The 17000-nt window shown below is 62.0% G+C and carries 16 protein-coding genes and 1 pseudogene; 11 read left to right on the top strand and 6 right to left on the bottom strand.

Annotated elements, in window-relative coordinates:
* Positions 1-9: 9 nt before the first annotated feature.
* From NKI49_RS21830 to panB, 5 genes are all read right to left on the bottom strand, one after another.
* Positions 10-384, bottom strand: a complete 375-nt coding sequence (locus tag NKI49_RS21830; protein WP_352567811.1) for a transcriptional regulator domain-containing protein — start codon at positions 382-384, stop codon at positions 10-12.
* A gap of 22 nt (positions 385-406) precedes the next feature.
* A complete protein-coding gene (locus NKI49_RS21825) occupies positions 407-1039 on the bottom strand; it encodes an acyl-homoserine-lactone synthase (RefSeq protein ID WP_352567810.1) in 633 nt (210 codons plus the stop codon).
* 93 nt (positions 1040-1132) lie between these two features.
* Positions 1133-1858, bottom strand: a complete 726-nt coding sequence (locus NKI49_RS21820; protein ID WP_352604122.1) for a LuxR family transcriptional regulator — start codon at positions 1856-1858, stop codon at positions 1133-1135.
* A gap of 92 nt (positions 1859-1950) precedes the next feature.
* Positions 1951-2814 carry a pantoate--beta-alanine ligase gene (gene panC / locus NKI49_RS21815; protein WP_352567808.1) on the bottom strand — a complete coding sequence of 288 codons (864 nt, stop codon included), beginning with the start codon at positions 2812-2814 and terminating at the stop codon, positions 1951-1953.
* Positions 2811-3671, bottom strand: coding sequence for a 3-methyl-2-oxobutanoate hydroxymethyltransferase (gene panB / locus NKI49_RS21810; protein WP_352487472.1), 861 nt, complete (start codon positions 3669-3671; stop codon positions 2811-2813). Before panB ends, panC begins: the two co-directional genes overlap by 4 nt.
* A 170-nt stretch (positions 3672-3841) precedes the next feature.
* Here panB and NKI49_RS21805 point away from each other — a divergent pair, with 170 nt between their 5' ends.
* The 11 genes from NKI49_RS21805 to groL all read left to right on the top strand — a co-directional run bounded on the left by NKI49_RS21805 (position 3842) and on the right by groL (position 15823).
* Positions 3842-4810, top strand: coding sequence for an NUDIX hydrolase (locus NKI49_RS21805; RefSeq protein ID WP_352604125.1), 969 nt, complete (start codon positions 3842-3844; stop codon positions 4808-4810).
* 67 nt (positions 4811-4877) lie between these two features.
* Positions 4878-5852 carry a quinolinate synthase NadA gene (gene nadA, locus NKI49_RS21800; protein WP_352567806.1) on the top strand — a complete coding sequence of 325 codons (975 nt, stop codon included), beginning with the start codon at positions 4878-4880 and terminating at the stop codon, positions 5850-5852.
* A complete protein-coding gene (locus NKI49_RS21795) occupies positions 5849-7390 on the top strand; it encodes an L-aspartate oxidase (RefSeq protein ID WP_352604126.1) in 1542 nt (513 codons plus the stop codon). The genes nadA and NKI49_RS21795 overlap by 4 nt, the downstream gene beginning before the upstream one ends.
* Positions 7390-8244, top strand: coding sequence for a carboxylating nicotinate-nucleotide diphosphorylase (nadC, locus tag NKI49_RS21790; RefSeq protein ID WP_352604128.1), 855 nt, complete (start codon positions 7390-7392; stop codon positions 8242-8244). Before NKI49_RS21795 ends, nadC begins: the two co-directional genes overlap by 1 nt.
* A 100-nt stretch (positions 8245-8344) precedes the next feature.
* Complete coding sequence (gene bioB, locus NKI49_RS21785) at positions 8345-9343, top strand: biotin synthase BioB (RefSeq protein ID WP_352604139.1); 999 nt, start codon at positions 8345-8347, stop codon at positions 9341-9343.
* Positions 9340-10488 carry an 8-amino-7-oxononanoate synthase gene (locus NKI49_RS21780; RefSeq protein WP_352604130.1) on the top strand — a complete coding sequence of 383 codons (1149 nt, stop codon included), beginning with the start codon at positions 9340-9342 and terminating at the stop codon, positions 10486-10488. Before bioB ends, NKI49_RS21780 begins: the two co-directional genes overlap by 4 nt.
* On the top strand, positions 10485-11120 hold the full coding sequence (gene bioD / locus NKI49_RS21775) for a dethiobiotin synthase (protein ID WP_023762822.1): 636 nt from the start codon (positions 10485-10487) through the stop codon (positions 11118-11120). Before NKI49_RS21780 ends, bioD begins: the two co-directional genes overlap by 4 nt.
* Complete coding sequence (locus NKI49_RS21770) at positions 11120-12385, top strand: adenosylmethionine--8-amino-7-oxononanoate transaminase (RefSeq protein WP_352695764.1); 1266 nt, start codon at positions 11120-11122, stop codon at positions 12383-12385. Before bioD ends, NKI49_RS21770 begins: the two co-directional genes overlap by 1 nt.
* Positions 12382-13365, top strand: a complete 984-nt coding sequence (gene bioZ / locus NKI49_RS21765) for a 3-oxopimeloyl-[acyl-carrier-protein] synthase BioZ (protein ID WP_352567803.1) — start codon at positions 12382-12384, stop codon at positions 13363-13365. Before NKI49_RS21770 ends, bioZ begins: the two co-directional genes overlap by 4 nt.
* A gap of 430 nt (positions 13366-13795) precedes the next feature.
* Positions 13796-14092, top strand: coding sequence for a co-chaperone GroES (groES, locus tag NKI49_RS21760; protein ID WP_019863563.1), 297 nt, complete (start codon positions 13796-13798; stop codon positions 14090-14092).
* 66 nt (positions 14093-14158) lie between these two features.
* On the top strand, positions 14159-15823 hold the full coding sequence (gene groL, locus NKI49_RS21755) for a chaperonin GroEL (protein WP_352695762.1): 1665 nt from the start codon (positions 14159-14161) through the stop codon (positions 15821-15823).
* Between the two features lie 231 nt (positions 15824-16054).
* On the opposite strand, the pseudogene NKI49_RS21750 reads toward groL, so the two are convergent.
* Positions 16055-16780 (bottom strand): annotated as a pseudogene (locus NKI49_RS21750) (IS6 family transposase).
* Between the last annotated feature and the right edge of the window lie 220 nt (positions 16781-17000).

Raw genomic sequence — 17000 nt, 5'->3', positions numbered from 1 at the left:
TGAAGCGGTTCAAAATCGTGGTCGAGCCCAAGCGGCTCCGCAGCCGCTCGTAGAATACAGGCGCAATCGCGTGGATCCCAAAAGACCCTTGCCGATGTAGCGTCCGACTGTGGCGCGTCCGCGAAAGAGGAGGCACCATTGTCTTAGGAAAGCTGATTCTGTCGTCAACTCGATTATCTTCATGTCGGCCTGGGCTCCGACAAAGCAGGCGGACGGTGCCATTTTGGCGTGGTCGCGCTGGAATTGTGGATTGCGCCGAAGAAACTCCCAGGCCCAGCCAGTGCGTGGCAATTGTCTGGCGTAGTGGTAAGCGTCCTGGCGACGCCAGTCCGGCCAGCATACAAGGCCGACCGTCGCTTCCTTGGACAGACCAGCATCCTTCATGGCTCAGGTGTCCACTATGGCGCTATGCCGACGGGCCTAGAACCGGTTGCCACAGTACCGGTCCAATCAGACGTCCCCTGCTGCGGATGCGCAAAAGGCTCGCGTGGGAAATCTCGAGAAACCCAGCCACCGCCTCCGTTTTGCCGACGCATTTGGGTTCTCCGATGCGCGACAATGGCCACGTAGCCAGGCGGAGGATCCGCTCCATGCGCGTATCCGTCACCGTTACTATCCGGGTCAGATCCTTGGCCAAGCCGAACTCGACCATGCCCGCGAAGAGCTCGTAGGTCGCCTGGGCCAGCCCGCCCGCAGCCTTGGGCGCCGACGCAGGAAGATCGAGCGCGAAACGACTGCTCTCCCATATGTCGGTGGTCGAGGGCACGACGTCAGCACCCAGCAGCACCGGGAAGGTGTCGCGCAACATTGTGGGTCCGGTGCTGGGCAGAAGACGCACGCAACCGCGAATTCGCCAGTCGGATCCTTTGAGGAGCAGATAGACGGGCTTCAGAGCATCAAACGGATCGGATTCCATCTGGTCTTCGGTATCAACTTCCCAATCGAGCCTTTCCTTGAACACCCGAAACCTGAGCCCGTGCATCTCTTTGAGTTCGCCTGCAAACTCGTTGTAAAAGTCTGGTGTTATCAGTTGCATCATGGTCGCCTCCATGTGGGATGTGTTCCCGCCATCGAAGGGCAAAGCTGACAGCGATGCAGCCTGTAGAGGTTTACAGGTATCGTGGCTGAAGAATCAGGATCTCGTCTGGCCGGAGGCAGCCATTCGTGCAACGGCCTGGTTGATCGTTCGGACGCCGAACTTTGCCTTGGCGTTTTCCAAGTGAAAAGTCACGGTGCGCTTTGAGACGCCGAGAAGCTGGCTGATATCCCAAGCCGACTTGCCGCGCGCCGCCCATTTCAGGCACTCGAACTCCCGCGGGGTGAGCGTTACACCATCCACCACGCGATCGTCGGCGAGCCTGCGCCGGACGTGGATATGAAAGTTGATGGCCACCAGCAGCAATGCTTTTTCGTAACGTGCCAGTGACCGTAACAGAGGCGGACGGGACTCGTCGGAAGCAAAGGTCAGGGCAGCAAACCGGCCGAGATGATCATGCATGGACATCGTCAGGCCGCCGCAGATGCCAAACTCAGCCGCACTCTCCAGAATTTGTTGCTGCGAATTCGGCAGACAGTGTCGAGCGCGGTCCACACCCCAATCGAATGTATCCCAGCCTTGCAGGCCGCGCAGGATGACCGGATCAAGACTGTGGTACCGCTGTTGCAGATAACGTGATGTCCAGGATGAAGGATAGTTTGAAATCAATTGGGGGGCGTCGCCGGAGGCCGACGGGTAAGTGAAATAGGCGAATAGCGGGAAGTCGAAGCCGGCTGCAGCGGAGGCCATTGCCTCACAGAGATCGGCAGCATCAACACTTGCAGACAGTTGCTCGACGAAGTTCTCAAACACGCGATGCATTTGCCCTGTGCGTAACCTCCGTTCGCTCAATGCCAGGCAGAGACCTTGTTTTAAACGATCCCGGACGGATACAGCGCGTGCCGAGAACGTGGCTAATCTGTTGAACCAATCCGAAATAGTCTGACGTTGTCTATGAGACGTGTGCCGCCGAGCCAGGCCGCGGCAAGCAACCGTGCCGGTCGATCAAGGCTTGTCATCGGGTGCAGATCTGCCTCTTCGCGAAGTTCCAGGTATTCGACCTCGCGATAGCCTGCAGCCAGAATTGCTGCGCGAGATTCTGCAAGCGTTGGCAGGACGGGTGAGCCGCGCCCAAGCCGCTCAGCCGTCTTGAGCAGGACCGATGATAGCTTGGGAGCAACAGCGCGTTGCGCTGGCGAGAGCCGCACATTGCGCGATGATAGCGCAAGACCGTCGGCTTCACGGACTGTCGGACAGGCAACAATGGTGATTGGAATATCCAGATCCCGGGCCATGCGCCTGACCAGGTGAATTTGCTGAAAGTCCTTTTCGCCAAAGAAGCCGAAGTCAGCGCTGGTCTGCAGGAAGAGCTTGGCGACGACGGTCGCCACGCCATCGAAATGTCCCGGCCGGAAGGCACCGCACAGGCCCTCGCTGACACCGGACACCGAAACGGTGGTGGCGAAGCCCGCCGGATACATCTCCTCTGCATCTGGCGCATAAAGCAGGTGCGCGCCAACCGGTGCCAGCTTGGCGGCATCCTCGTCCTCGGTGCGCGGATACGCGGCAAGATCGGCCTGGCTATTGAATTGCTTCGGGTTGACGAAGAGCGTCACGATCACACGGTCTGCTTTCTTGAGTGCAGCGCGCACCAGGCTGAGATGGCCCTCATGCAGGACGCCCATCGTTGGCACCACGGCAATCCTCACGCCCTCGCGGCGCCATGCGGCGACGATTTCGCGAAGCTGGTCAACGCTCCTGACGATCGGCACGCTCACGCTGCTTCTCCGCTCTTGGTGGCGTCCGTGTCGGCGGGCTTGGGCGCATCGGCAAACACGTGCTTGGCGGCCGGAAACTGGCGCTCCTTCACCTCGTGCGCATAGGAAGCGATCGCAGCCGCAGCCGCCTCCCCCAGTTCAGCATAGCGCTTGACGAACTTGGGTCGGAAGTCGCCGAAGAGGCCGAGCATGTCGTCGACGACGAGAATCTGGCCGTCACAGGCTGCCGAGGCACCGATGCCAATGGTCGGGGCCGCCACCTCCCCGGTGATCCGGCGGGCGAGCGCTTCAGGAACCTTTTCCAGGACGACCGCAAAGGCGCCCGCTTCGCTCACCGCAATTGCGTCGCGCCTGATGCGCTCGGCATCCCCGCCCCTGCCCTGCACGCGGTAGCCACCGATGGCGTTGATGGCCTGCGGCGTCAAGCCGACATGAGCCATGACGGGCACGCCGCGTGCGGCGAGGAAGCCGATCGTCTCTGCCATCGTTTCGCCGCCTTCGAGCTTGACGGCAGTGCAGCCGGTCTCCGACATGACGCGCGCAGCATTTCGGAAAGCCTGCTCTGGGCTTTCCTCGTAGGAACCGAACGGCAGGTCGACCACCATCAGCGCCTGCTTGATGCCACGGCGCACCGCCTGGCCGTGCGTGATCATCATCTCCAGCGTGACACCGAGCGTCGAGGGCAGGCCGTGGAGAACCATGCCGACGCTGTCGCCGACGAGCACCACATCACAATGGGGATCGACAAGCCGGGCGACTGGGGTGGTGTAGGCGGTAAGGCAGACGAGCGGCGTCCCACCTTTGCGCGAACGAATATCCGGCGGTGTGATCGCCTTGGTGTCACCAAACGCGCTCAATGGATCCTCCTTCCCCTACGTTACCAACCGCGGGTGTCGCCTTTGGCACATTTTTGTGCAGGTGCGAAGAGCTAAAAATGCCCGTGAAGCTGTGGGGTGTTGACGTGCCGACAGGCGCGCTTACACTAAATCGATTAAGGTCCCCCGAGCTGGCCAAGTAATTCGCGAACATGGACGATCAGGCAATACGACTCAGGAAAGACAGAGCCGCCTTCAAGGCCGACGACGTCAAAGTGGACCTGATCGCCCTTGTCGTCGCCGTAAACGACAGTGAACCCTGTGTCCTCACCATCGGCCAGGCAGACACCTTGCCCTCCGGTCCCTTTGCGCTTGAGCACCGATCGCTGCAATCCGGCTTGAGGGGGTGGGTCGAGCAGCAGACCGGCCATCGGCTGGGGTACATTGAGCAACTCTACACGTTCGCTGATCGGGATCGCATCGGCGCCGAGCGCCAGCAGCGCGTCATCTCCATCAGCTATCTTGCATTGACCCGCAAGGAACAGGCAGCGGGCTCGCCCAAGTGCGGATGGCAGAATTGGTATGAATATTTTCCATGGGAGGACCACCGCTCCGGCACGCCTCCGGTCGTGCTGGACGTTCTGCGACCACGCTTGATTGAATGGGCAAACGGCGTCCGCGATTCGGCCACGCGACGTGAACGCTGGCAGCGGGCGACGATAGCCTTCGGCTTCGACGACCGCCTTTGGAACGAGGAACTCACGCTTCAACGCTATGAGTTAGTCTACGAAGCAGGCCTGGTCCAAGAGGCCGTAAGAGGGCGGGACGCGGCGCCCCCTCCGCTGGTGCCCAGCAAGTCCATGGTCGCCGATCATCGCCGCATCGTGGCGACCGGCATTGCGCGGCTGCGCTCCAAGATCAAATACCGGCCGGTCGTCTTTGAGCTGATGCCGCCGGTCTTCACGCTTTTGCAGCTGCAGCGAACCGTGGAGGCGCTCGCCGGCAGGCTCATCCACAAGCCGAACTTTCGCCGACTGATCGAACAGCAGGAGCTGGTCGAGGAGACCGGAGAGGCCACCACTGAGACCGGCGGCCGGCCAGCGAAGCTTTTCCGTTTCCGCCACGCCGTTCTCGACGATAGGCTCATCGCCGGGACAAAATTGCCGCTGGCGCGGGGTTGACATCCCTTATACTCACAGTAAGTATATGCTGGTTATTTTCAATTAGAGTATAAGCGGGAGGGGGTCGATGAGCGCCATGCTGCCTACGGCCGCGTTGCTCTACGAGCACGTCCGACGAGTGATCCCGCCGATCGAATGGCCGGCTTTCGCCGAGGATATCGAGGCGATCCTTGCACTGAAGCGCGAGCGCAACGCCATCATCCTGGCGCACAACTATCAGACGCCCGAGATCTTCCATTGCGTGGCCGACATCGTCGGCGACAGCTTGGCACTAGCCCGCACGGCTGCGACGATCGAGGCGCAAGTCATCGTGCTGGCCGGCGTCCATTTCATGGCCGAAACGGCCAAGCTCCTTAATCCGGACAAGACCGTGCTCATTCCGGATCTCAGCGCCGGTTGCTCGTTGGCGGAATCAATCACGGCAGAAGACGTGCGCTTGATGCGCCAGCGTTATCCCGGGGTTCCGATCATCACTTATGTAAACACGTCGGCCGAAGTGAAAGCCGAGTCGGATATCTGCTGTACATCCGGCAACGCCAAGGCGGTCGTCGAATCCCTTGGGGTTCTCCGGGTGATCATGCTGCCGGACGAATATCTGGCCCAGAATATCGCCGCCCAGACCGATGTGCAGATCATCGCCTGGAAAGGGCATTGCGAGGTGCATGAGCGCTTTACACCGGCCGACATCCGCGAGTTGCGCGAAAGCCATCCCGGCGTGGTCGTGCTCGCCCATCCCGAATGCCCGCCCGACGTCGTGGCTGAAGCAGATTTTTCCGGCTCGACGGCTGCCATGTCCGAATATGTCGAAAGGCAAAGGCCGCCACGTGTCGTGCTGATGACGGAATGCTCGATGAGCGACAACGTCGCGTTAGCGCACCCAGAGGTCGAGTTCATCCGGCCCTGCAATTTGTGCCCGCACATGAAGCGGATCACGCTTGCCAACATCCGCACGGCGCTCGAGCAGAACCAACATGTCGTAACCATCGAACCCGGGATCGCCGGGCGCGCGCGGCTTGCGGTCGAACGGATGCTGGCAGTTTGAGCGCCGACCTCCGCAGCTTCTTCGGGCGGCCGATCATCATCGGCGGCGGCATCGCCGGACTGATGACCGCGCTTCAACTGTCGCCGGAGCCGGTGCTTCTTCTGTCAAGGTCGCTGCTGGGAGCTGACAATTCGAGCACCTGGGCACAGGGGGGTCTGGCTGCAAGTTTCGGCGAAGACGACGATCCGGCAATGCACCTGGCCGATACGCTTGCCGCCGGGGATGGTCTCTGCGACAGAGACGTGGCGAGCCGCATCCTCCAGGCCGCGCCCAAGGCGATAGAGGGGCTTGCGGGCTTTGGGGTTCCCTTTGACCGCACGCCGAAAGGATCACTGTGCCTCAGATTGGAGGCCGCACACAGCCGACGTCGCATCGTTCATGCGCATGGGGACGGCACCGGGCGTGAGATCATGCGTGCCCTGATCGCGGCTGTGCGTTCCACTCCGTCGATAGTTGTCGTGGAGGGCGTGGAAGCACGCCGGCTGGCCGTGCGAGAGAATGCGATCCGAGGCGTCTGGGCGAGCTGTTCGATCGGACCTTTCTTCTTCGGCTCACGGCGGGTCGTCCTCGCCACCGGTGGCATCGGGGGACTGTTTCTCGACACCACGAACCCTTGGGGCAGTTGCGGACAAGGCCTTGCACTTGCGGCCCGCGCTGGAGCTGTCCTAGCCGACCTCGAATTCATCCAGTTCCACCCGACCGCGCTTGACGGCCCAGAACGCCCTATGGCCCTGGTCAGCGAGGCTGTCCGAGGCGAAGGTGCTGCCCTGATCGATGAAACCGGCCAGGCTTTTCTTCAAAGCGTGCCAGGGGCGGAACTTGCGCCTCGCGATGTCTTGGCCCGCGCCGTGTGGAACCATCTTGCGAACGGCCACCGTGTTTTTCTCGACGCCCGACAGCGGCCTGGCCCGGCATTCGCTCGACATTTCCCGACAATCGCATCAGCCTGTCGTGGAGCGGGCATCAATCCCGCGCGCGATCTCATCCCCATTCGTCCGGCCCAACACTACCACATGGGTGGCGTTGCCGTGGACAGCTTTGGCAGGACCTCCGTCGAGGGGCTGTGGGCCTGCGGCGAAGTCGCTTCGACAGGACTGCATGGCGCCAACAGGCTCGCCAGCAATTCCTTGACCGAGGCAATCGTGTGCGCCCGCTGGGTCGCTGAAAGTGTCGCCGGAACGCCTGCTCGCAGAACAAGACCTGCGTTTGCGAACGTTTACCCACCGCCCGCTCCGATACCCGTGCGTGTTTTCCTGTCGCGCGCACTCGGCATCGTCCGGGACGGTGAAGGGTTGAAAGCAGCCGCGCGTGCCTTATTGCCGCTCGCCGAAAGCAAGGATGCGGTCTCGGATCCGGCGGCTGTCGGGCTAATGATCGCGGTTGCCGCCTTGTTGCGCGAAGAAAGCCGCGGCGCTCATTACCGGACAGATTTTCCTCATCATGCGACTGCCGCCCGACGGTCCGAAATCACGCTCGAAGCCGCCTTGGGCGCTGCGCGCGAACTCGGACACTCGCCAAACTTGGAAGGGGCAAAGTGATGAGGCTCTCACCGCTTCCCACGGTCATGCTTGAGCCGCTTGTACGGGCATCGCTTCTTGAAGACCTTGGCAGAGCCGGCGACTTGACCACGGCTGCCATCGTCCCGAAGGAATACCAAGCGGGAACCGTGTTGGTGGCGCGACAGTCCGGAGTTGTCGCCGGCCTCGATCTGGCGATGCTCGCTTTCCACTTGATTGATCCTGATGTCGACATCTCGGTGGAGCGGGCAGACGGCTGCAATGTCGTGGATGGAGAGATCATTGCATCAGTGGTTGGCCCGGCCCGGGCCATTCTCACAGCCGAAAGGACGGCACTCAATTTTTTGTGCCATCTGAGCGGCATCGCCACAGCAACGGCATCGATCGTCGCTGCGGTTCGTGGATATGGCGCGAAGATCGTCTGCACACGCAAGACGACGCCTGGATTGCGGGCAGTCGAAAAATATGCCGTGCGCGCAGGTGGCGGGTCCAATCACCGCTTCGGCCTGGACGATGCAATTTTGATCAAGGACAACCACATCGCCATCGCAGGCGGCGTCCGCCCAGCGCTCGAGCGAGCACGAAGAGCGGCCGGTCATCTCGTCAAGATCGAAGTCGAGGTCGATACTCTGGCCCAGTTGGAGGAGGTACTTGGCTTCGCTCCCGATGCGGTTCTGCTCGACAACATGTCCCTCCCCGATCTTCGCCGCGCCGTCGCAATCGTCGGTGGCCGCGCTATCACCGAGGCTTCTGGCGGGATCACGTCCCATACAGCGCGAGCGGTTGCCGCGACCGGCGTTGATCTGATTTCGGTCGGCCGACTCATCCACAGCGCGCCGATCCTGGATATCGGCCTCGACCATCGGGGCTCATGATTGTCTGAGTAACGAACAGGATTTGGTCAACTGTCCTCTCCGATCGTCGACAGTCAGATAGCAAAGACCCCGCAAGACAGACCGGAGGAACAGCATGGACATGCAAACGGCAAGTTCAACGCAGACATCGCCACAGGCTCAATCCCCTGACACTGGAGCGTGGACCCTGGAAAAGGCTCAGGCACTTTACCATGCCCCCTTCAACAATCTCCTCTTCCTGGCGCAGACCGTGCACCGCCAGAATTTCGATCCAAACAAGGTCCAGCTCAGCCGGCTGCTCAGCATCAAGACGGGCGGATGCCCGGAGGATTGCGGCTATTGCAGCCAGTCGGCGCATCACGAGACCGGCCTGAAGGCGTCGAAGCTGATGGAGGTCAGGCGCGTCGTCGCCGAGGCGAAGAAAGCGCGTGACGCCGGCGCCACGCGTTATTGCATGGGAGCCGCCTGGCGGAACCCCAAAGCGCGCGACATGGATGCGATGGTGGCGATGGTCGAGGGCGTCAAGGCGCTGGGCATGGAGACCTGCATGACGCTGGGCATGCTCGATCTTGAGCAAGCCGCTCGTCTGAAGCAGGCGGGTCTCGACTATTACAACCACAACATCGATACGTCGGAACGCTACTACAGCGAGGTCATCAGCACGCGGAGTTTCGCCGAGCGGCTCGAGACACTCGAGCACGTTCGCCAATCTGGCATCAAGGTCTGCTGCGGCGGCATTATCGGCATGGGCGAGGAGCCGGTGGACCGGATCGACATGCTGGTGACGCTGGCCAATCTGCCGGAACATCCGCAAAGCGTTCCGATCAACATGCTGATTCCGATCGCCGGCACGCCGCTTGCCGATGCCAAGCCCATTGAGCCGATCGAATTCGTGCGCGTGATCGCGCTGGCGCGCATCATGATGCCGAAATCGCATATCCGTCTCTCCGCCGGCCGTATGGCCATGACCGACGAGATGCAGGCGCTGTGCTTTTTTGCCGGCGCCAACTCGATTTTCGTCGGCGACACGCTGCTGACGGCGGACAATCCCGGTGAGGACAAGGATACCCTGCTGTTCCGGCGCCTTGGCATCGAGCCGATGGAACTCGAAGCGCAATGAACGGGGCGCCGCTTGCCAGTTATGATGCGACCTTGAAGAGGCTGGCGCGCAAGGACCGGCTGCGGACGCTTTCGCCCCGCGCCGGGCTGGACTTCTCGTCGAACGACTATCTCGGGCTGGCCTCGTCCAGGAGACTTGGCGATGCTGTTGTGGCGGCGATTGCGCGGGGCACGCCGGTTGGCGCCACCGGGTCGCGGCTGTTGCGCGGCAATGCACCGGAACACGAGCAGCTCGAGGCAGACGCGGCGGCATTCTTTGGAGCCGACCGCGCGCTGTTCTTCGGCAGCGGCTACATCGCCAACTTCGCTCTGCTGAGTGCCCTGCCGCAGAAGGGCGATCTTTTGGTTCTCGATGAGCTCGCCCATGCCAGCATGCATGAGGGTGCGCAGGCCGGGCGCGCACAGTTCGTGCTGGCCGCGCACAACGATGCCACCGCTGTTGAGGATGCGATCACACGTTGGCGCGCCGCAGGCGGCATGGGATGCGTCTGGATCGCGGTGGAAAGCCTTTACAGCATGGATGGCGACTGCGCGCCTTTGGAGAGCCTGGTCGCGCTTGCCGATCGGCACGGCGCATTCATCGTCATTGACGAGGCGCATTCGACCGGCGTCTGGGGACCGGACGGCCGGGGGCTTGCCGCCACTTTCGAGGGCCGCGACAACATCGTCGCGCTCCACACCTGCGGCAAGGCGCTCGGCGCATCTGGTGGGCTCGTGACCGGGCCGAGGACACTGTGCGAGTATCTGATCAACCGTTGCCGGCCATTCATCTACGCCACCGCGCCATCGCCGCTGATGGCAGTGGCAGTGCGCGAAGCACTCGCAATGCTCGCCGACGAGCCTATGCGGCGTGTTCAGCTGCATGAACGCGTTGCCCTCGCCGGCCGCCAGCTGGCCGAGCGCTGCGGCGTGATACCCAGCGGCTCGCAGATCCAGCCCCTGGTAATCGGCGATGTCAGGCGCACCATGGCAGTGGCGGCGCGCCTGCAGGCCCGCGGCTTCGACATACGCGGTATTCGTCCTCCGACCGTGCGCACGTCGCGGCTGCGCATCTCACTGACGCTCAATATCGGCGAAGCCGACATTTCCCCCATGGTCGAGGCGCTGGTCGAGGTGTTGGCCCAAACATCGCCGGAGGCGATATGACCCAACGCATCGTCATCACCGGAACCGACACGGGAGTTGGCAAGACCGTGTTTGCGGCTGGGCTCGCCGGCCTGCTCGACGGCTTTTACTGGAAACCGGTGCAATCGGGCCTCGACGGCGAGACCGACAGCGAGGTGGTCGCGCGGCTTGCCGGCTTGCCCTCAGAGCGCGTGCTGCCGGAAGCCTACCGCTTGCGGAGCCCGCTGTCGCCGCATCGTTCGGCCGAGATCGACAGCGTCGCGATCAAGGCTGACGATCTTAACTTTCCCGTCCTACCGACGCCGCTCGTCATCGAAGGCTCCGGCGGCCTGATGGTGCCGCTCAACCGGCGCACAAGGTTCATCGACATCTTCGCTGAATGGCGGCTGCCCGTTATTCTGTGCGCCCGCACCACGCTCGGCACCATCAACCACACCTTGCTCTCGGTCGAGGCGCTCCGCGCCCGCTCCATCCCGTTGGCGGGCATCGCTTTCATCGGCGATGAGATGGCCGATACGCAACGGACCATCGTGGAATTCAGCGGTGCGCCGCAGCTCGGCAGGCTGCCGCACCTCGATGTGCTGACGGGCAAAACACTGAGGGACGCAATGATTGCCGGCTTCGCCTTCGCCTCGATTACTGGAGGTGACTGATGTCGCAGTCCCATGTCTGGCATCCCTTCACCCAGCACGCGCTCGAGCCTGCGATCCCAGAAATCGTCCGGACTGAAGGCGCCTATCTCCGCAGGGCCGACGGCGCCCGCATCCTGGACGCCATCTCCTCCTGGTGGGTCGTCACACATGGCCACCGCCATCCCCGCATCATGAAGGCAATCGAGACAACCGCGTCGAGCCTCGACCAGATTATCTTTGCGGGCTTCACGCACGAGCCGGCAGAGCGCTTGGCCAAGGCGCTTGTCGGCCTCGCTCCCGCTGGACTCGACTGGGTGTTCTATTCCGACAGTGGCTCGACCTCGGTCGAAGTAGCGCTGAAGATGGCACTCAGTTATTTCCGCAACATCGGCGCCCCACGCTCGCGCATCGTCGTCATGGATCACAGCTATCATGGCGACACGATCGGCACGATGAGCGTCGGTGCGCGTGGCGTGTTCAACGCCGCCTACGAACCCTTGCTGTTCGAGGTCGACACCATCCCCTTTCCGGCAGCGGGGCGCGAGCAGGAGACGCTGGATCGTTTAGAGGCTGTGACCCGCGATCGACGAGCCGCAGCCTTAATCGTCGAGCCGCTGGTGCTGGGCGCCGGCGGCATGCTGATGTATCCAGCATCGGTTCTGGCCGAATTGAAGAAGATCACTGAGGCCTCCGGCTCGCTGCTGATCGCCGACGAGGTGATGACCGGCTGGGGGCGGACCGGAACCATGTTCGCCTGCGAGCAGGCATCGATCTCTCCAGATATCCTGTGCACCTCGAAAGGCCTGACCGGCGGCGCCATCCCGCTGGCCGTAACGCTTGCCACCGATGCCATCTTCCAGGCTCATTATTCCGAGGACCGGAAGAAGACGTTTTTCCATTCGAGCTCCTACACTGCCAACCCGATTGCCTGCGCGGCAGCACTTGCCAATGTCGAGATCTGGCGGGACGAGCCGGTGGCCGAGCGCATTGCGGCCTTGAGCGCAATGCAGGCCGCCGGGCTTCGACGCTTTCGCGACAACAGCTTCTTCACCGACTGCCGAGCCACGGGAACAATCGCGGCGCTCGACCTGCGAACCGGTTCCGCAGGTTATCTCGCCGAGATTGGTCCGAAGCTGCGTGCGTTCTTCCTCGAGCGCGGCCTGCTTGTGCGCCCGCTCGGCAATGTCCTCTACCTTCTCCCGCCCTATTGCATGGCAGGCGACGAGCTCGAGCGACTCTATGACGCCATCGAGGAGGCCGGCGAACGCTTCGGGTCCAGGCCATGAGCAAGTCGTCGCGCATTCTCGGATTTGGCCATCATGCGCCTGGGCGCAAGGTGGCGAATGCCGAAATCGAGAGCAATCTCGGTCTTGATCCAGGCTGGATCGAAAGGCGTACCGGGATACGGTCGCGCTTCTGGGCAACCGACGAAGACACGCTGTCTGGTCTTGCCACCCAGGCTGGCGACATGGCGCTGGCGAACGCCGGTATTGCGCGCCACGACATCGGTCTGCTGTTGCTTGCCACCTCGACGCCCGACCATCTTCTGCCGCCGAGCGCGCCGCTGGTCGCACACAAGCTTGGCCTTGGCCGCGCAGGCGCGGTGGATCTGACCGGCGCCTGCGCCGGCTTCATCTATGCGCTGATGTTTGCGGACGGATTTACCCGCCTGCACGGCAAAGCGAGCCTTGTTATCGCCGCCAACATCCTCAGTCGCCGCATCAATCCAGCCGAGCGCGCAAGCTCGGTCCTGTTTGCCGATGCCGCCGGCGCCCTGGTGATCGGTCAGTGCGATGATGCTGATCGGGGCATTCTCGGTGCCTCGGTGGCTTCGGACGGCTCGCGATACGGGCTGATCCAGATTCCCGCAGGAGGAAGCAACAAGCCGTTCCACGGTGACCTCGATCTCGCGCAAACCCGAATGAGGATGACGGACGGCCGCGAAGTGTTCGCAATGGCCGTCGAGATGATGACCGATTGCTCGATAAGCGCGCTAGCCGCTGCCGGAGTTCGGCCACACGATCTCGGCCGGTTCGTGCCACATCAGGCCAATACTCGGATTTTCGACGCGGTCGGGAGGAACCTCGGCATCGCGGACCAAGCAATTGTCAAGACGATTGCCGAATACGGCAACTCTTCGGCCGCGACGATCCCGCTGTCGCTCTCGCTCGCCAACCAGACGGAGCCATTCCAGCCTGGAGAGAAAATCCTTCTGTCGGCGGCGGGTGCGGGTCTCAGCGGCGGCGCTCTCGTGGTTGGAATCTAGCCGGCCGGCTCACGCGCGCAGGACTGGTCATGAATGGCAATAGGGCAACAGAACCAATGCCAAAATGGCCTTCTGAAGCTCGACATGACCGAGCTGACGCAGCACGACCCCGTGCGAACCTCTGGATGAGATCAAATGCATCACCCGTTGCATCATTCGTGCCATCTGAATAAAGCTCAAATACAAAGGGTGAGCCGCCCCATATATGTCTGATACCCGACATTGTTCACATAAAAGGCTCGATGCTTACACGCTCTTTGCTCTCTTCTCTTTGCTGTCTGCTCTTTTCTCTTTGCTCTTTGCTCTTCCGTCTTGACTAGCAGGAGCATGCGGCTTATCTCATTGCCGCGTTAGCACTCGCTTCGGCTGAGTGCTAAGCACGCTCCGGCAACGGAGAACCGTTCAACATCCGCACCAAGGAAATCCAAAAATGGCAAAGTCGAATTTCCGGCCGCTGCATGACCGCGTGGTCGTTCGCCGGGTCGAATCCGAATCCAAGACCGCCGGCGGGATCATCATCCCGGATACGGCGAAGGAAAAGCCGCAGGAAGGCGAGATCATCGCTGTCGGCTCCGGCGCTCGTGACGAAGCTGGCAAGCTGGTCCCGCTGGACGTCAAGGCCGGCGACCGCATCCTGTTCGGCAAGTGGTCGGGCACGGAAGTCAAGCTCAATGGCGAAGACCTTCTGATCATGAAGGAATCCGACATTATGGGCATCATCGGCTGACACGCTGCCGCCTTTCCTTCGCACCATCAAATCTGAATTTCGGGCGAGATGCCCAGGAGTAAAAAAATGGCTGCCAAAGACGTAAAATTCTCCCGTGATGCCCGTGAGCGCATGCTGCACGGCATCAACATCCTCGCCGACGCGGTGAAGGTGACCCTCGGTCCCAAGGGCCGCAACGTCGTCATCGACAAGTCGTTCGGCGCACCGCGCATCACCAAGGACGGCGTCACCGTCGCCAAGGAAATCGAACTTTCCGACAAGTTCGAAAACATGGGCGCGCAGATGATCCGCGAAGTTGCTTCGAAGACCAACGACATCGCCGGCGACGGCACCACAACCGCGACCGTTCTGGCGCAGTCGATCGTCCAGGAAGGCAACAAGGCCGTTGCCGCCGGCATGAACCCGATGGACCTGAAGCGCGGCATCGATCTGGCCGTGACCGAAGTCGTCGCGGCGCTCGGCAAGGCTGCCAAGAAGATCAAGACCTCCGAGGAAGTCGCCCAGGTCGGCACGATCGCCGGCAATGGCGACGAGTCGGTCGGCAAGATGATCGCCGAAGCGATGCAGAAGGTCGGCAACGAAGGCGTCATCACGGTTGAGGAAGCCAAGACCGCCGAGACTGAACTCGAGGTCGTCGAAGGCATGCAGTTCGACCGCGGCTATGTTTCGCCCTACTTCGTCACCAACGCCGACAAGATGGTTGCCGAGCTCGAGGACGTCTACATCCTCCTGCACGAGAAGAAACTCTCCAACCTGCAGGCCATGCTGCCGGTCCTCGAAGCCGTCGTGCAGACCTCGAAGCCGCTGCTCATCATCTCGGAAGACGTCGAAGGCGAGGCGCTCGCCACGCTGGTCGTCAACAAGCTGCGTGGCGGCCTTAAGATCGCCGCCGTCAAGGCGCCGGGCTTCGGTGATCGCCGCAAGGCCATGCTGGAAGACATCGCCATCCTCACCGGTGGCCAGGTCATCTCCGAAGACCTCGGCATCAAGCTCGAGAACGTCGGCCTCAACATGCTCGGCCGCGCCAAGAAGGTGTCGATCTCCAAGGAGAACACCACCATCGTCGACGGCGCCGGCAAGAAGGCCGAGATCCAGGGCCGCGTCGCCCAGATCAAGCAGCAGATCGAAGAGACCACGTCGGACTACGACAAGGAGAAGCTGCAGGAACGTCTGGCCAAGCTCGCCGGCGGCGTTGCGGTGATCCGCGTCGGCGGTGCGACGGAAGTCGAAGTCAAGGAAAAGAAGGACCGCGTCGATGACGCCCTCAACGCGACCCGCGCGGCCGTCGAAGAAGGCATCGTTGCTGGTGGTGGCGTCGCCCTGCTGCGCGCTTCGGCCGACATCAAGGTCACCGGCGTCAATGCCGACCAGGCCGCCGGCATCAACATCGTGCGTCGTGCGCTGCAGGCTCCGGCCCGCCAGATCGCGGCCAACGCCGGTGCGGAAGCATCGATCGTTGCCGGCAAGATCCTTGAGAACAAGGGCTTGACCTTCGGCTACAACGCCCAGACCGGCGAGTATGGCGACATGATCGCCATGGGTATCGTCGATCCGGTCAAGGTCGTGCGCACGGCCCTCCAGGACGCGGCCTCGGTCGCCGGCCTGCTGGTCACCACCGAAGCCATGATCGCGGAGGCTCCGAAGAAGGAGTCGGCTGGCGGCGGCATGCCTGGCGGCATGGGCGGCGGCGGTATGGGCGGCATGGGCGGCATGGGCGGCATGGATTTCTAATCCAGCCCCTATCAACCTACAGCGGAAAGGGCGGCAGCAATGCCGCCCTTTCCTTGTGTGCCGAACATGATCGACAACTTGGAGTGCGTCCCGAGGATCTCGTCAGAATTAGGATCTTGTCCGATCGAGCAATTCGCGGGCTCAACCTGGTCAAACCGGCGCCCCCTACGAACTGCCCGATCCTTGAGGATTCCGCTGCGCGACAATCACGATGATTCATTCAGTTGGTAGCTATAGGCGGTGAATCATGAGGGGCATTGAGGAGCGTGGCAAGGCGCCCATCTCGGCATTTAGGATATCGAAACAGCGATCGACAGACTTGTAGGCATACCTCGCCTGTCGCTTGCCCATCATGTGGATCATCTCGATGCCGGAGAGGATAACCACGGCGCTCGCCTGCGACTTGAAGCCGATGGATCGAATGCGGCGCTTGATACGCCGGTGATCCTGTTCGATCCGATTGTTGAGATACCGGCTATTGCGGATGCGGATCGGCTTCAGCGGTCGCCGCGATCGCTGCCGCAGCCGGCTTTCAGCGTCGCAGGAAAGGATCGCTTCGTAATTGGTCTGGCTGCCGTCGATGACGATGCGCTCCGGCCGGCCATGGCGCGTCAGCGCCTTGTGGAGGAAGCGTTGGGCCGCCACCAGGTCACGGTTTTCGCTGAAGAACAACTCGACCGTGTCGCCGAGGCTGTCGATGGCGCGGTAGAGATACATCCATGGCCGCGGACCTTGATGTACGTCTCGTCCATAACCGACCACACGCTTGCGCCGGTTGAAGCGCTCCAGCAGCTACGGCGAGAAGTGGGCGACCCAGCGATGCACGGTGGAATGGGCGACCTTCAAGCCGCATTCGGCCATCATCTCTTCCAGATCGCGCAGGCTCAGAGTGTAGGCCAGGTACCAGCGCACGCACAGCAGGATCACCGACTGGTCGATATGGTGGCCGTTGAACATCACGTGCTCCTCCACAGCTGAGGAGTGTTTCTTGCCATGCTCCGCTTACCAAAAGGTTTGCGACAGAGCCGTTCGAACCGCATGCCGACACCATCGTCAAGGGCGGCCGCGATGTCGATTATGGCCACAAGATCCTATGAGGAGGGTGGATAGCGACCTGCGCTGTGGCAAAGGTGAGGTTGCTAAACCCTAGACATCCTACCTTGGAGGCCGAGCATGC

It is taken from the genome of Mesorhizobium sp. M0587, from assembly GCF_040320945.1.
Taxonomy (GTDB): domain Bacteria; phylum Pseudomonadota; class Alphaproteobacteria; order Rhizobiales; family Rhizobiaceae; genus Mesorhizobium.
This window is presented reverse-complemented; position numbering and strand designations above follow the sequence as displayed.

Excerpts from the sequence above, each read along its gene's own strand:
- NKI49_RS21830 (WP_352567811.1), bottom strand. The coding sequence starts at position 384 with ATGAAGGATGCTGGTCTGTCCAAGGAAGCGACGGTCGGCCTTGTATGC.
- NKI49_RS21825 (WP_352567810.1), bottom strand. The coding sequence starts at position 1,039 with ATGATGCAACTGATAACACCAGACTTTTACAACGAGTTTGCAGGCGAA.
- NKI49_RS21820 (WP_352604122.1), bottom strand. The coding sequence starts at position 1,858 with ATGCATCGCGTGTTTGAGAACTTCGTCGAGCAACTGTCTGCAAGTGTT.
- NKI49_RS21805 (WP_352604125.1), top strand. The coding sequence starts at position 3,842 with ATGGACGATCAGGCAATACGACTCAGGAAAGACAGAGCCGCCTTCAAG.
- nadA (WP_352567806.1), top strand. The coding sequence starts at position 4,878 with ATGAGCGCCATGCTGCCTACGGCCGCGTTGCTCTACGAGCACGTCCGA.
- nadC (WP_352604128.1), top strand. The coding sequence starts at position 7,390 with ATGAGGCTCTCACCGCTTCCCACGGTCATGCTTGAGCCGCTTGTACGG.
- bioB (WP_352604139.1), top strand. The coding sequence starts at position 8,345 with ATGCAAACGGCAAGTTCAACGCAGACATCGCCACAGGCTCAATCCCCT.
- NKI49_RS21780 (WP_352604130.1), top strand. The coding sequence starts at position 9,340 with ATGAACGGGGCGCCGCTTGCCAGTTATGATGCGACCTTGAAGAGGCTG.
- bioD (WP_023762822.1), top strand. The coding sequence starts at position 10,485 with ATGACCCAACGCATCGTCATCACCGGAACCGACACGGGAGTTGGCAAG.
- NKI49_RS21770 (WP_352695764.1), top strand. The coding sequence starts at position 11,120 with ATGTCGCAGTCCCATGTCTGGCATCCCTTCACCCAGCACGCGCTCGAG.
- bioZ (WP_352567803.1), top strand. The coding sequence starts at position 12,382 with ATGAGCAAGTCGTCGCGCATTCTCGGATTTGGCCATCATGCGCCTGGG.
- groES (WP_019863563.1), top strand. The coding sequence starts at position 13,796 with ATGGCAAAGTCGAATTTCCGGCCGCTGCATGACCGCGTGGTCGTTCGC.
- groL (WP_352695762.1), top strand. The coding sequence starts at position 14,159 with ATGGCTGCCAAAGACGTAAAATTCTCCCGTGATGCCCGTGAGCGCATG.